This window comes from Streptomyces sp. NPDC054765, from assembly GCF_053612065.1.
In genome coordinates, this window is record NZ_JBSHBP010000039.1 from 20967 (window position 1) to 35131 (window position 14165).

Sequence of the window (14165 nt, forward strand, 5' to 3'; positions counted from 1 at the left end):
CTTTCGGGATGCGGTTGGGCCAGACTCCCGTCCGGTATCTGCACCTTCGAGCAAGGGAGTGTTCGTCATGCGGTACATCACTGGGGCGGTCGCGCTCGGCGCGGCGCTGGTTCTGGGCACGCTGGCCACCACCGCACAGGCCGCCGCACCGGCGCAGCCGACGCGGACCGGTGGCCTCTACGCCCCGACGGAACTGGTGCTGACGGTGGGCCAGGGCGAAAGCCGGGCGACCGCCACGGTGCAGCGTGCGGTGACGCTCAGCTGTATGCCGGCGGCGGCCGGCAGCCACCCGGACCCGAGAGCCGCCTGCGCCCAACTGCGTGCGGTGGCCGGTGACTTCAACGCGGTGACCGGCACCGCCTCGCAGCGGCTGTGCACCAAGGAGTGGAACCCCTACGTGGTCACCGCGGACGGCGTGTGGCAGGGCAAGCGGGTCTCGTACACCTACACCTTCGCCAACCCCTGCGCGATGATCAACGACAGCGACGCGGTCTTCGAATTCTGACCGGAGCGGCTCACGGTCCCCGGGCGCCGGACGGCGGCGCCCGGGGATCGTCGCGTGCGGCGGGCACCGCGGACCGGCAAGGCCTCCCGGACGAGTGCGCCCGGGAGGCCTTGCCGTACGCCGGACGGTGCCGTACACCGGACGGTGCCGTACACCGGACGGTGCGGTCCGCCGCCCGGGTCAGCCGATCTGCGCGCCGTAGGCCTTCAGAGCCTCCGGGACCGGCTGGAAGAAGGTTTCGCCGCCCTGGGAGCAGTCGCCGCTGCCGCCGGAGGTGAGGCCGATCGCGGCATCGCCGTCGAAGAGCGCGCCACCGCTGTCACCGGGTTCGGCGCAGACATCGGTCTGGATCAGACCCTCGACCGTGCCCTCCTGGTAGTTGACGCTGGCGTTCAGCGCCTTGACGGTGCCGTCGTGCACCTGGGTGGTGCTGCCGCTGCGCTGCACCTTCTCACCGACGGTGGCGTCCGCGGCCTTGGTGATCTTCTGCGTGCTGCCGTTGTAGAGGTCGACCTCGCTCGGGTGCGGGGTGTCGCCCGTGTACTTGGCGAGGGAGAAGTCATTGCCCGGGAACTTGGAGTCCTCGGTGGTCGCGATCGCCGAGCCGCCCTGCTTGTCGGACCAGCTCTTGATCTCGTTGCCGCAGTGGCCGGCCGTCAGGAAGTACGGCTGGCCGTCCTTGACGACGTTGAAGCCGAGCGAGCAGCGGGCGCCGCTCCCCCAGATCGCGTCACCGCCGCCGATGAAGGGGGTGAACTCGCCCTTGCTGTGGCGCACCTCGACCTTGTCACCGAGGCTCTTGGCGACCTTGGTGAGCCGGTCCAGCTTGGCGCCCTTGACCGTGCGGTCGGCGGTCACCACGACCTTGTTGCTCTGCGGGTCGATGCCCCAGGACGTGCCGGGGATGGTCGCCTTCGACTTCAGCGTCTGCCGGGCCGAGTCGAGCTGGGCGAAGGTGTGTGCGACAAGTCTGGCTTCCGCCCCCTTCGCCCGTACGGCCTGGGCCTGCGCCTTGTTCACGACGTTGACGACCAGCTTCTTGGCCTTGGCGTCGTAGAAGGAACCGGCCGTGTCCGTCTTGAGGTGCGACGCGAGGGTGGCCGCCGCCGCGGAGGTCAGCTTGGCGAGCGCGGGGGTGCGCGCGGGAGCCGGGGACGCATGGGCGTTGGCGAGGGTGACCGTGGCGGTGGCGGCGAGCGCAAGCGCACCCGCGCCCGCGATGACGGCGCGCCGGTTGGGTATGCGACGGTGCTTCAAGTCGGAGCCTCCCGTGGGGGGAAGAGCCCGGGAACTGTGGGGAGTTGCACGGGCCCGGAGAGTGAGGTGTCAGGGCACGAACGGGTCCGCCCCGAGGAGCAGCGCACCGGGGAGTCACATCCATGCCGATGTGCGGAGCCGAGTATTCCCATCCGCCTCACTCGCGCACAAGACCGAGTTCCGGTCTCGCATACGGGAGTTCACCGTTTCGCCACACAAAGGTCACACCGATTTCCGCACCCCTCGGTCGCGAGTGCGGACATCAGCGGGCACGCGAGGCGCTCGGCGGACGGCAATGTGTGAGGACTATAGCTGGCCGGAATGATGCGGCCGGAAACCGGCCCCCCGCCCAGCAGAGATCGCCGTAAGCACCTCCACCAAAAGGCACTTACGGCAACCTGAGGGACATCAGAGACTTATCGGCACTCTCCCGCCGCTGCGGCAGCTCCTCCCTGCGGCAGCTCTTCCGCTACGGCAGCTCCTCCGCCTCCGGGAGCTCCTCCAGCTCCGGCGACAGGGTGCCCTCCTCGCCGGTCTCGACGGCCGCACGCGAGACCTCGTGCCCCGGCTCCGGCGCCGGGGCGGCCGACCGCCGCGCGGCACCCCGCTCCGCCTCGGTCGCCACGGTCTGCGCCTGGGCCTGCAGCCCGGAGCGCTCCAGGAACCGCAGCAGCTCCACCGGGAAGGGCAGGACAAGGGTGGAGTTCTTCTCGGCGGCGACCGCCACCACGGTCTGCAGCAGACGCAGTTGCAGCGCCGCGGGCTGGTCGGACATCGCCTCGGCCGCCTCGGCCAGCTTCTTCGAGGCCTGCAGCTCGGCATCGGCATTGATCACCCGGGCCCGGCGGTCCCGGGTCGCCTCCGCCTGGCGGGCCATCGACCGCTTCATCGTCTCCGGGAGCGAGACGTCCTTGATCTCCACCCGGTCGACGGTCACCCCCCAGCCGATGGCCGGGCTGTCCATCATCAGCTCCAGGCCCTGATTGAGCTTCTCCCGGTTCGACAGCAGGTCGTCCAGTTCGCTCTTGCCGATGATGGACCGCAGCGAGGTCTGTGCCATCTGCGAGACCGCGAAGCGGTAGTCCTCGACCCGGATGATCGCATCGGCGGCGTCCACGACCTTGAAATAGACAACCGCGTCGACCCGGACGGTCACATTGTCCCGGGTAATGCCTTCCTGGGCGGGCACCGGCATCGTGACGATCTGCATATTGACCTTGCGCAGCCGGTCGATGCCCGGAACGATCATGGTGAATCCCGGCCCGCGCACCTCGGAGGCCAGCCGCCCCAGCCGGAGCACCACCCCGCGCTCGTACTGCTTGACCACCCGCGCCGCGGCCAGAAGATACACCGCACCCGCGGAGGCCAGCGCCACCCCGGCCGTCACCAGTTCTCCGACCATCACGGCTCCTGACGTATGCCGTACACCGTCTGAATCGCGTTGTTTACCATGGTATGCCCGGCTCGGGAAGGCGGTCGAGGCTCACCCCCGGACGCGGCCGGGCCCCCGTCCGCGGGGGCGGACGGGGGCCCTCGTACCGCCGGAGCCGGAGCCGGAGCCGGCGACCGGTGCGGGAAAGCCTCCGTGCGGACCCCGGTGCGCGCCGTGACGGGGCCGTACGGACCTCAGCCGGCCGGTGTCAGTAGACGCTCACGCCGTAGGCGCTCAGCGCCTCGGTGACGGGCTGGAAGAACGTGGTGCCGCCGGAGGTGCAGTCGCCGCTGCCGCCGGAGGTGAGGCCGAGCGCGGTGGTCCCGGAGTAGAGGGGGCCGCCGCTGTCGCCGGGCTCCGCGCAGACGGTGGTCTGGATGAGTCCGGAGACGACATCGCCGCCGCCGTAGTTGACGGTGGCGTTCAGCGCGGTGACCTTGCCGCTGTGGATACCGGTGGTGAAGCCCCGGCGGGTGACCGTCTGCCCGACAGACGGGGTGCCGGCGCCGGTGATGTCCTGGCTGCCGACGGTGCCCGCGTGGGCGACCGAGCCGGTGTACTGGATCAGGCCGTAGTCGTTGCCCGGGAAGCTGCTGCCCACGGTCGGGCCGATGCTCGCACCGGAGCCGGTGGTCCACGGCGGATTGCCGTCGGTGCAGTGACCGGCGGTCAGGGCGTAGTAGGTGCTGCCGCGACGGACGTTGAAGCCCAGCGAGCAGCGCCAGCTGGGGGCGTAGATGGCGTCACCGCCCGCGATGAGCTTGCGGAAGGTGCCCGCGATGCGGTCGATCCGCACCGCGTCGGCAGTGCCGCCCGCGGCCCGCTCGATCTTGGCGATACCGGCCCGGGAGACCGTACGGTCGGCCGTGACGACCAGGGTGTGGCTCTTGCTGTCGACCCGCCAGGCGGTGCCCGCGACATCCGCCGTGCGCACCGCGTTGCCGACGGCAGTGAGCTGGGTGGCGCTGAACGTCCTTGCCGGGGCGGGGTCCTGGGCGTTGGCGGTCGGGATGGCGATGGCCCCGACCGCCACCAGTCCGGACGCCACGGCGATCAGCCGGGTGCGTCTCGCTACGCCGCTGCGGGGGATGGTGCGCTCGTTCCTCACTGATTCCTCCGAGGGGATCGGGGGCCGCCGATGGGCAGCCCGTGAGGCGCAGCCGAAGGGCACGCAGGAATCCGCACGTTCATTTTCTGCGTGCCCCTGACAAGCGCTGAGCGGAGTTTCGAGTGCACCGCCCCCGCAGCGCAAGAGGGTCACCCGAAAGTCTTGTGCCGGATACCCGCGTGCCGTTCCGCCGGCACCCGCAACACTCCGCCCCGGCAGCCCCGTTGACGACTGCCGGGGCGGCGCTGACCCCCTCGGTCGGAGCTGGGACGGATCGGCGGACGATGCGGTTCCGTCCCCTCCGGCCGGCCGGAGGGGACGGGCAGGGCGGCGGCGGGCAGGGCGGCGGGCAGCGGACAGGGGGGCGCCGGCCGGCGGACCGGGGCGGAGGAGGCGGTCGGCGAACGCACGCGGCGGCAGCAGAGCACGGTGGAAGCCGGCGGTGACGGTGCCGTCCGCGGCGGGATCGCGGCCCGGCGCCGGGGATGGCATACGGGCACGGCCTGCAGGGCCCCGGGTCGTACTGCTGCCGGCGGCAGTACGACCGGCACCTACGGCCGGACTCTGAAGAAGTGGGGCCGATCCCTCGGCGGTCACGACGCCGCGGATCGGCCCCGCCGCTGATCGGCCCCGCCGCAGATCCGCTGAACCGGGGACGCGGGCCGTGGACCGTGGGACGATGGGCATGTGCCCTGGTCCCGGGCATGAACCGACCCCCGGGTCGGCTCTGTCTTCCGCTGACCGCCTGCCGTCAACGGGGGGCCGGGTACCGACCGTGATGTTCTTCGTACTGTCAGTTTCCTTACGGGGCGCGTAAGCTGATGCCGCGCCACCCTCTTTGCACCAGATGTGTCACGAACCCCCCGTGCGGCGGCTATCCACTTGGCACACCCTCCGCCTCATGGACGACGATAGGGCGGACACGCAGAGACCGCGGGTGAGAGGAGGCGTCAATGGGATCGGTGCGCAAGGCGAGTGCCTGGCTTGGCCTCGTCGACGACAACGATGACGAGCGCTACTACGACGACGACTACGCCGAGGGACCCGATGCCGGTGACCCGGGCAACAGCCCCTGGGTCACCGACCCCCGGGTCCGGGTGGCCGACGAGGCCGCCCAGGACCAGGGCACCCGCATCGCCACGGTCACCCCGGAGAGCTTCCGGGACGCCCGCGGCATCGGTGAACTCTTCCGGGACGGCGTCCCGGTGATCGTCAATCTGACGGCCATGGAGCCTTCCGACGCCAAGCGGGTGGTGGACTTCGCCGCCGGTCTGACGTTCGGTCTGCGCGGGTCGATCGAGCGGGTCGCCACCCGGGTGTTCCTGCTGACTCCCGCCGACTACCAAGTAGTCAGCGGCGAGGCCCGCGGCCACCGCAACGGCGGTTTCTTCAACCAGAGTTGAGCGCGATCCGCGTGTTTCCGGCCGGGGGTCCGGGGGCCCGCGGCGGCAGGCGCCGGGACGCGGGCCCCCGGGTGGTACAGCGACCGGTGTCAGCGGACCGGGCCGCTCACCGGAAGGCGTCCAGACCGGTGAGCGCCTTGCCCAGCACCAGCTGGTGCATCTCGACGGTGCCCTCGTAGGTGAGCACCGATTCCAGGTTGGTCGCATGCCGCATGACGGGGTACTCCAGCGAGATCCCGTTGGCGCCCAGGATGGTGCGCGCCGTCCGGCAGATCTCGATCGCCTCCCGTACGTTGTTCAGCTTGCCGAAGCTGATCTGCTCGGGGCGCAGCCGCCCCGCGTCCATCCGCCGCCCCAGATGATGGGCCAGCAGGATCCCCTTGTGCAGTTCGACGGCCATGTCGGCAAGCTTGGCCTGGGTGAGCTGGAAACCGCCGATGGGCTTGCCGAACTGCTCCCGCGTCCTCGCGTAGTCCAGCGCCGCCTCGAAGCTGGCGCGCGCGGCCCCCATGGAGCCCCAGACGATGCCGTAGCGGGCGTGGCTGAGACAGCCGAGCGGGCCGCGCAGTCCGGTGGCCTGCGGGAGCACCGCGTCGGCCGGCAGCCGTACCTCGTCCATGACGAGTTCGCTGGTCACCGAGGCCCGCAGGGACCACTTGTGCTTGATCTCGGGGGCCGAGAACCCCGGAGTGTCCGTGGGGACCACAAATCCGCGGATGCCGTCGTCGGTACGGGCCCAGACCACCGCGACGCCGGCCACCGAGCCATTGGTGATCCACATCTTGCGCCCGTTGAGCACCCAGTCCCCCCCGCCGTCGCGCTTGGCGTAGGTCCGCATCGCGGCGGGGTCGGAGCCGATGTCCGGCTCGGTCAGTCCGAAGCAGCCGATGATCTCGCCGGCCGCCATCCGCGGCAGCCACTGCTGCTTCTGCTCCTCGGAACCGAAGCGCCAGATCGCGTACATGGCGAGCGAGCCCTGCACGGAGACCAGCGAGCGGATGCCGGAGTCGGCGGCCTCCAGCTCCAGGCAGGCCAGACCGTACTGGACGGCGGAGGCGCCGGTGCAGCCGTAGCCGGTCAGGGACATGCCGAGTGCGCCGAGGGAGCCCAGCTCGCGGGCGAGGTCACGGATGCCGGGGAGTTCGCCGCGCTCGTACCAGTCGGCGATCTGCGGCAGCACACGGTCGGCGGCCCAGCCGCGGACGGTGTCCCGGACGGCACGGTCCTCGTCGGTCAGCAGATCGTCGATGCCCAGGGGGTCGCCGGGGTCGAACGGCGGGACCGTCGAGGGCTCTGAGGGCGGCTTTGCGGACATGGCGGGGCCTCCGGCGGGTTCAGCGCTCGCGCGAAAAACTAGCAGTGGTAGTTATTTCGCTTCCGACGGTACGGCCCGCGGTGCCGCGCGGCAAGGGTCACCGCCGCGCGGCCAGTGGCGTGCAGGCGGAGGGAGAGCGCCGGTCAGCGGCCGGAGCCCGCCGGGGCGGGCTCACCGCTACCGCGGCCGGCACCGGCTGTGGTGTCACCCGGAGCAGGCTCCCCGTCCGCCTCCGCACGCTCCGTGGAGTCCGCCGCACGGCGCGGCAGCCGCAGCGCGATCCCCGCGCCGGCCAGCAGCAGCACGGCGCTGGCGACGAGGGTGACGTGCAGCCCGTGGACGAAGGACTCCCGGGCCGCCTCCCGCAGTGCGGCCTTGGCCCCCTCCCCCAGACCGGCGGCCACCTTGTAGGCCTCGCCGAGGGAGTGCGCGGCCGAGGCGGAGGCCCGCCGGGGGACACCGTCGACATGGTGGAGACCGGGGGCGTAGGCGGCGTTCATGACGCTGCCGAGCAGGGCCACACCGATACCGGCGCCGAGCTGGTAGGAGGTCTCCCCGATCGCGGCGGCGCCGCCCGACTGCTCGGCGGGCGCCTCGCTGAGCATCGACTCGTACGCCCCGAACAGCGTGGACTGGAAGCCGAAGCCGAGCAGGACGAAGCCCATGGACAGCAGCCAGGGGCGGTCCTGGCTGCTCATCGCGGTCAGACAGAGCACCGCGACCGCGGTCAGCACGAAGCCGAGCGACACCATGGCCCGCGGGCCGAAGGCCTGCAGCATCTTCGAGCCGGTCAGACCGGCCGCCATCGCGGCGAAGACCAGCGGCAGCATCCGCAGCCCGGTCTCCAACGGGCTCAGCCCGAGGACGAGCTGGAGGTACTGGACGGCGATCAGCTGCAGGCCCACCAGGGCGAGCATCGCCAGCACGATACAGCCGACGGAGGTGCCGAAGGCGGGCCGGGCGAACAGCCGCATATCGATCAGCGGGTGCGCGCGCCGGTGCTGACGCCGTACGAAGAGGACCAGCAGCAGGACACCGAGGACGATGGGCACCAGCGTGGTCGGCCCCAGCACGTCCGCGCCGCTGCCGAGCCGCTTGACGCCGAGGACGATGCCCAGCACACCGAGCGCCGCGACGATCGCGCCGATCACGTCCCAGGGGCCGTTGCGCTCACCGCGCGACTCCGGCAGCAGCCACCGGCCTATCAGCAGCATCGCGGCCATCATCGGGATGTTGATGAGGAAGACCGAGCCCCACCAGAAGTTCTCGACGAGGAAGCCGCCGAGGACGGGGCCGACCGCGGCGCCGACCGCGGCCACCGCGCTCCACACGCCGATGGCGACCGCGCGCTCGCGCCGGTCGGGGAAGACCTGCCGCAGGATCGACAGCGTGGCCGGCATGATCATGGCGCCGCCGACGCCGAGCAGGGCGCGGGCCACCATGAGGATCTGTGGGTTGGGCGCGAGCGCGGCGGCGGCCGAGGCCAGCCCGAAGAGGCCGTAGCCGAGAAGGAGGATGCGCCGGCGGCCGACACGGTCGCCGAGGGTGCCGAAGAGGATCAGCAGCGACGCCGCGATCAGCGGGTAGACGTCGACGATCCAGAGCAGCTCCACCGGGCCCGGCCGCAGGTCTTCGGTGACGGAGGGCACGGCGACGTACAGGATCGTGGTGTCCAGCGCGACGAAGAGCAGGCTCACACAGAGCACGATCAGCACGGTCCAGCGGTTCACACCGCCGCCGGTCAGCCGGGGAACACCAGCCGTCCGTCCACTGCCGGACGCGGTCGTCCCGGACATGCAGCACCTCCAGTCATGCTCTCGCGGCCACGGATCAGGGCGCGAAAACGCCCCGGGGGAACCGGCGGCACAAAGCGAGTAGGGACGTCAGACTACGCGAGTCCCGGTGGCTGTCGCGTGGGTCACCTCACGATGAGACGCGCATCGCAACGCTGCGCGTTCCCGCACCCCGCCGTCGGCAGTCACTCTCCGGCCACCTGGATAATCGTCCGGATGAACGATCTTGCCTCCGCCGCCGCTCCCGGCCGGCCGCTGTGCGACGTGCCCGCCGCACGGGCCGCGCTGCGCCGGGCCGCGCCCGCACTGGCGGCCTTCGCGGCGGTCCGGCTGCTGGGGCTCGTCGTCCTCGCGGTCTGGTCCACGGCCAACGGCAAGGACTGGCACACGCTGCTGACCGCCCGTTGGGATGCGCTCTGGTACACCCGGGTCGCCGAGCAGGGCTACGGCTACAGCGTGCAGCTGCCCACCGGCGATGTGCACTCCAACCTGGCATTCTTCCCGCTGCTGCCGTGGCTGGAGCGCGGGCTGTCGGCCGTCTCGCCGCTGTCGCCCGCCGACGCCGGGATGGCGGTGGCCTGGGTGGCGTCACTGGTGGCGGCCTGGGCGCTGTACGCGACCGGCGAGCGGCTGCACGGGCCGCGGGCCGGGATCGCGCTGGCGGCGCTGTGGGCGGCACTGCCGGTCGGGATCGTGCAGTCGATGGCGTACTCGGAGTCGCTGTTCACCGCGCTCGCGGCCTGGGGCGTGTACGCCGTGCTGAGAGGCCGCTGGGTGTGGGCGGGGGTGCTGGCCTCGCTGGCCGGGCTGACCCGGCCGGTGGGCGCCGCGGCGGTCGCGGCCGTGTGGCTGACCGCGGCGGTGCCCCTGTGGCGGCAGCGGGCCGGCGGCGTACGGCTGCGCGCGGCACTGCGCACCCATCCGGGGATGCTGCCCGGTGTGCTGCTGGCACCGCTCGGCTGGTGCGGCTACTTCCTGTGGGTGGCGGCACGGCAGGGCTCGATCACCGGCTATCTGGACGTGCAGGAGGGCTGGGGCAACGGCTTCGACGGGGGCATCGCCTTCGCCGCCTTCGTCCGGCACCTGCTGTCCGGGCCCGCCTTCGCGGCCGGACTCGGGCTGCTGGCCGGCGTGGGGCTGGTGATCTGGCTGTACGTGCGCGGCGTACGGCAGGGCCAGCCGCTGCCACTGGCGGTCTACGGCGGGACGGTGCTGCTGCTCGCGCTGACCGCCAAGGGCTACTTCGGCTCCAAGCCGCGTCTGATGCTGCCGGCGTACCCGCTGCTGCTGCCGGTGGCGGCGGCGCTGGCACGCCGGCGCCCGGTGTACTCCTGGCTCGTCGTCGGCCTGGTGGCGGCGGGCTCCGCGGCGTACGGGGCGTTCTGGCTGAACGGCTCGGGGCCGCCGTGACCGCGGCCGGCGTGTGACCGAATGATCCCGTTCCGTGACCACCCTTCGGGGGAAACGTCGCGCGGCCCCGGAGCAAAGGATGGATAAACTCTGCCGGAGAAAAGCAGATAAGGCGCTCAGGGTGACGACACGCGGATCCCGGGAAGGGATTGAGAATCGCCGGGAATTCTCTTCCAAATCCCTGTGGCGAAGCCTCGTTTGAGACACATTCCACATCACATCGTCATTACAAAGCGCACAGTTTGACCAAGCACCTACATCACACGCGGTAACGTCGATTGAGTGCGTACCGATGACAAGCTCGACCAGATGGAGGAGCGCCCGACCGATCGCGCCCGACCACCCCGCATGACCCGGACCCGCCTGTGGCTGTTCTGGGGAACGCTGGCGGTGTATCTCGCGATCGTGGCCGGGGTGCTGGCCACGACATGGCTGGTCACGTTCGACTGGCAAGTCATGTTCTTCAGGCCGTACAAGCAGTGGCCCGGGATCCATGCCTTCCTCGACTACTTCGTTGTGCTGGGGCAGCGCGGGCCGACCGCGGTGGCGGTGGCGGCCTGGCTGGGCTGGCGCTGCTGGCGCCAGCGCAACCTCCACCCGCTGCTGGTGCTGGGCGCCTCGCTGCTGCTGCTGAACATCACCGTGGGCGCCGCCAAGCTCGGCATGGGCCGGCTCGGCCCGCACTACGCGACCGTGGTCGGCGCCAACGAGATGTGGCTCGGGGGCGACATATTCCCGTCGGGCCACACCGCGAACGCCGTGGTCACCTGGGGCGTGCTGGCCTATCTGGCGACCACCCCGCTGCGCCGCCGCACGCTGTCGGTGATCGCCGCGCTGGGCGCGCTGGGCGTCGGCATGACCACCGTCTACCTCGGCACCCACTGGGTCAGTGATGTGCTGCTCGGCTGGGCCGCGGGGCTGCTGGTGCTGCTGGCGATGCCGTGGCTGGAGCCCGGGATCACCTGGTTCGAGGACCGCCTCATGGGCATCCTGCTGCGCCTGTGGCTGCGGCTGCGGCCCGATTCGCTGCGTGGCCCGCTACCGGTCGGCTCGCTGGCTCCGGGCGTCTCCCGGCAGCGCATCGCCCCCGACGGCGAGGTACTCGTCCGCGAGACGATCTCCGCCGGTACGGGCGGCCGGTCCGCCGTCCACACCCCGGACGGCTGGCCGCACCACCCCTCACGCCCGTACACCATCCGCTCGGAGCGCGCCCCGGTCACCCCGGCGGGCAGCCGGCGCCCGCCGCACGCGGACCGCATCCCGCGCACCACACCGCTGAGCCCGACGTCCGGGCGCGGCCGCAACGGGAGCGGCTGACCGCCCCACGAGCCGCGGGGCCCGGTACGCACACCCCACCCCGCAGCGAAGGCCCCGGCCGCTCCATGGAGAGCGGCCGGGGCCTTCGTCGTGGGCAGGGCGCTCAGCCCTGCCAGGTGCGGCGCACCGTGTCGTCCTTGACCTCGAAGTTGAGGCGGCCGGCCAGGAACTCCATGGTGATGATCGCGCCCGGGGGCACCGAGCGGACGGTGGTCCAGCCACGCGCCCTGGCCTGCTCCTCGGCGTCCTGCCGAGCGAGGCCGACATACGACGCGATGTCGTCCTGAGGGTTGTCGGGGAGGTTCGGTACGTCAGCCATGACCACCACCGTAGGCGCCCGCGACGGCCCGGGGAAGGCCGGTCGTCGCACACCCCGGTGACCGTCCGGTCCGCCATTGGTCACACTTGTGTCACAGCGAACGTTCTTGCGTTTGCCGGGACTTCCGTCACCCCTACGCGCCGTGTGACGGCGCAACCGGGTGGAATTGCAAGCGGCCGGAATTCCGTCTTGATCGGATACCGAACGGGCGCGCTCACTCCGTTCATGCGACAAGCCGTCCGAAAGCAATCCCCCCGCGGCGCGGGATTTCCCTGGCCCGTGGTTCTTTATCGGCCGTCGGGAAATTGTCCAACGCGACACACTCCGCACACATTTCCCGCACATCGCCCCGCTTGCCGGTCCCGTGCCCTCGTGTGCCGCACCCGCGGGGCCCGCTCGATCCCACCGGAACGGACCGGAGCGCCCACTCGCCCCGCGCCCCCGGCGCGAGCATCATGTCCCGGGCGCCAGTACACCTTCGACGAACGAGGTGCAGCGGATGGTTACGGACACCGGCCGGGCGAGCGTCCGGCCCGCCGGGGCGCGGCGCCGCGGATCGGTACTGGTCGACTGGCTGACGACCACCGACCACAAGAAGATCGGGCATCTCTACCTGATCACGTCGTTCGGGTTCTTCCTGGTCGGTGGCCTGCTGGCGCTGGTGATGCGCGCCGAGCTGGCCCGCCCCGGGCTGCAGATCGTCGGCCCCGAGCAGTTCAACCAGGCGGTGACCATGCACGGCACGATCATGCTGCTGCTGTTCGCCACCCCGGCCTTCGCCGGCTTCGCCAACGAGATCATGCCGCTGCAGATCGGCTCACCGGATGTGGCCTTCCCGCGGCTGAACATGCTCTCGTACTGGTTCTTCCTCTTCGGCGGCCTGATCGTGCTGGGCAGCTTCCTCACGCCGGAGGGCGGCCCGAGCTTCGGATGGACGGCCTATGCGCCGCTGAACTCGCTGGTCCGCTCGCCCGGTTCCGGCCCCGATCTGTGGATCATGGGGCTGGCGCTGGCCGGCTTCGGCACCATCCTCGGCGCCGTCAACTTCATCACCACGATCATCACCCTGCGGGCGCCCGGCATGACGATGTTCCGGATGCCGGTGTTCACCTGGAACATCCTCTTCACGTCGATCCTGGTGCTGATGGCCTTCCCCGTGCTGGCGGCGGCCCTGCTGGTGCTGGAGGCGGACCGGCAGTTCGGGGCGGTGGTGTTCGAGGCGCAGTGGGGCGGTGCGCTGCTGTGGCAGCACATGTTCTGGTTCTTCGGCCACCCCGAGGTCTACATCATCGCGCTGCCGTTCTTCGGCATCATCACGGAGATCATCCCGGTCTTCTCCCGGAAGCCGATCTTCGGTTACGTCATGCTGATCGGCGCGACGATGGCCATCACGGCCCTGTCGGTGATGGTCTGGGCGCACCACATGTTCGCGACGGGGGCGGTGCTGCTGCCGTTCTTCTCCCTCATGTCGTTCCTGATCGCGGCGCCGACCGGGGTGAAGTTCTTCAACTGGATCGGCACGATGTGGCGCGGCTCGGTGTCCTTCGAGACGCCGATGCTGTGGTCGATCGGCTTCCTGGTGAGCTTTCTGTTCGGCGGGCTGACCGGCGTCATCCTCGCCGCACCGCCGCTGGACTTCCATGTCACCGACTCGTACTTCGTCGTCGGCCACTTCCACTACGTCGTCTTCGGGACGGTGGTGTTCGCGACGTACGCGGGCTTCTACTTCTGGTGGCCGAAATTCACCGGCAAGATGCTCGACGAACGGCTCGGAAAGATCCACTTCTGGACACTGTTCGTCGGCTTCCACACCACCTTCCTCGTCCAGCACTGGCTGGGCGTGGAGGGCATGCCGCGGCGCTACGCCGACTATCTGGCCGCCGACGGCTTCACGGCCCTGAACACCCTCTCCACCATCGGCTCCTTCCTCCTCGGCCTGTCCACGCTGCCGTTCCTCTACAACGTCTGGAAGACCACGCGGCACGGCAGAAAGACCGCGATGGACGACCCCTGGGGTTTCGGCCGCTCCCTGGAGTGGGCGACCTCCTCGCCGCCGCCCCGGCACAACTTCACCACCCTTCCGAAGATCCGCTCCGAGTCCCCGGCGTTCGATCTGCACCATCCGGAGGTGGGGAAGCAGCCGGCGGCGGTGCCACCGGCGCCCGGGGCAGCCGGTCCCTGATCTCCGGTGATCTCCGGTGGGCGAGCGAGCGGCTCCGGCGGCTCACGGGCCTCGAAGCCGCAGCCCGTCAGGACGCGCCGGCGAGGCGTGCCGCGGCATCGTGACCGGCGGCGCGTGGGCGCGG

At 70.9% G+C, this 14165-nt stretch carries 11 protein-coding genes; 5 read left to right on the forward strand and 6 right to left on the reverse strand.

The genetic code is table 11. The annotated features are described in order from the left end of the window. The first annotated feature begins 67 nt into the window (after positions 1 to 67). Complete coding sequence (locus ACWGJY_RS23530; protein ID WP_453262801.1) at positions 68 to 505, forward strand: subtilase-type protease inhibitor; 438 nt, start codon at positions 68 to 70, stop codon at positions 503 to 505. 180 nt (positions 506 to 685) lie between these two features. Here the strand turns inward: ACWGJY_RS23530 and ACWGJY_RS23535 are convergent, their stop codons facing one another. The 3 genes from ACWGJY_RS23535 to ACWGJY_RS23545 all read right to left on the reverse strand — a co-directional run bounded on the left by ACWGJY_RS23535 (position 686) and on the right by ACWGJY_RS23545 (position 4302). After that, positions 686 to 1762, reverse strand: coding sequence for a S1 family peptidase (locus tag ACWGJY_RS23535; RefSeq protein ID WP_453262802.1), 1077 nt, complete (start codon positions 1760 to 1762; stop codon positions 686 to 688). A gap of 469 nt (positions 1763 to 2231) precedes the next feature. Further along, positions 2232 to 3164, reverse strand: a complete 933-nt coding sequence (locus tag ACWGJY_RS23540; protein WP_453262803.1) for a slipin family protein — start codon at positions 3162 to 3164, stop codon at positions 2232 to 2234. A gap of 238 nt (positions 3165 to 3402) precedes the next feature. Next, complete coding sequence (locus ACWGJY_RS23545) at positions 3403 to 4302, reverse strand: S1 family peptidase (protein ID WP_453262804.1); 900 nt, start codon at positions 4300 to 4302, stop codon at positions 3403 to 3405. Positions 4303 to 5255: 953 nt separating this feature from the next. On the opposite strand from ACWGJY_RS23545, the gene ACWGJY_RS23550 reads away from it, so the two are divergent. After that, positions 5256 to 5705, forward strand: coding sequence for a cell division protein SepF (locus tag ACWGJY_RS23550; protein WP_453262805.1), 450 nt, complete (start codon positions 5256 to 5258; stop codon positions 5703 to 5705). 106 nt (positions 5706 to 5811) lie between these two features. Here ACWGJY_RS23550 and ACWGJY_RS23555 read toward each other — a convergent pair whose 3' ends face one another. Together ACWGJY_RS23555 and ACWGJY_RS23560 are read right to left on the reverse strand one after the other, a co-directional pair. Then, positions 5812 to 7020, reverse strand: coding sequence for an acyl-CoA dehydrogenase family protein (locus ACWGJY_RS23555; RefSeq protein WP_453262806.1), 1209 nt, complete (start codon positions 7018 to 7020; stop codon positions 5812 to 5814). 143 nt (positions 7021 to 7163) lie between these two features. Beyond that, positions 7164 to 8816 carry an MFS transporter gene (locus ACWGJY_RS23560; RefSeq protein WP_453262807.1) on the reverse strand — a complete coding sequence of 551 codons (1653 nt, stop codon included), beginning with the start codon at positions 8814 to 8816 and terminating at the stop codon, positions 7164 to 7166. A gap of 213 nt (positions 8817 to 9029) precedes the next feature. Between ACWGJY_RS23560 and ACWGJY_RS23565 the strand changes: the two genes are divergently transcribed. Both ACWGJY_RS23565 and ACWGJY_RS23570 read left to right on the forward strand, forming a co-directional pair. Continuing rightward, positions 9030 to 10223, forward strand: a complete 1194-nt coding sequence (locus tag ACWGJY_RS23565; protein ID WP_453262808.1) for a hypothetical protein — start codon at positions 9030 to 9032, stop codon at positions 10221 to 10223. Positions 10224 to 10505: 282 nt separating this feature from the next. Next, positions 10506 to 11540 (forward strand): phosphatase PAP2 family protein, encoded by a 1035-nt coding sequence (locus tag ACWGJY_RS23570; RefSeq protein ID WP_453262809.1) that lies wholly within the window; start codon positions 10506 to 10508, stop codon positions 11538 to 11540. Between the two features lie 103 nt (positions 11541 to 11643). On the opposite strand, the gene ACWGJY_RS23575 is transcribed toward ACWGJY_RS23570, so the two are convergent. Then, positions 11644 to 11859, reverse strand: a complete 216-nt coding sequence (locus tag ACWGJY_RS23575) for an I78 family peptidase inhibitor (protein WP_453262810.1) — start codon at positions 11857 to 11859, stop codon at positions 11644 to 11646. 499 nt (positions 11860 to 12358) lie between these two features. Between ACWGJY_RS23575 and ctaD the strand changes: the two genes are divergently transcribed. After that, positions 12359 to 14041 carry an aa3-type cytochrome oxidase subunit I gene (gene ctaD / locus ACWGJY_RS23580; RefSeq protein WP_453262811.1) on the forward strand — a complete coding sequence of 561 codons (1683 nt, stop codon included), beginning with the start codon at positions 12359 to 12361 and terminating at the stop codon, positions 14039 to 14041. Positions 14042 to 14165 lie beyond the last annotated feature (124 nt).

Coding starts and splice junctions, on each gene's coding strand:
- ACWGJY_RS23530 (WP_453262801.1), top strand. CDS start 68: ATGCGGTACATCACTGGGGCGGTCGCGCTCGGCGCGGCGCTGGTTCTG.
- ACWGJY_RS23540 (WP_453262803.1), bottom strand. CDS start 3,164: ATGGTCGGAGAACTGGTGACGGCCGGGGTGGCGCTGGCCTCCGCGGGT.
- ACWGJY_RS23550 (WP_453262805.1), top strand. CDS start 5,256: ATGGGATCGGTGCGCAAGGCGAGTGCCTGGCTTGGCCTCGTCGACGAC.
- ACWGJY_RS23555 (WP_453262806.1), bottom strand. CDS start 7,020: ATGTCCGCAAAGCCGCCCTCAGAGCCCTCGACGGTCCCGCCGTTCGAC.
- ACWGJY_RS23560 (WP_453262807.1), bottom strand. CDS start 8,816: ATGTCCGGGACGACCGCGTCCGGCAGTGGACGGACGGCTGGTGTTCCC.
- ACWGJY_RS23565 (WP_453262808.1), top strand. CDS start 9,030: ATGAACGATCTTGCCTCCGCCGCCGCTCCCGGCCGGCCGCTGTGCGAC.
- ACWGJY_RS23575 (WP_453262810.1), bottom strand. CDS start 11,859: ATGGCTGACGTACCGAACCTCCCCGACAACCCTCAGGACGACATCGCG.
- ctaD (WP_453262811.1), top strand. CDS start 12,359: ATGGTTACGGACACCGGCCGGGCGAGCGTCCGGCCCGCCGGGGCGCGG.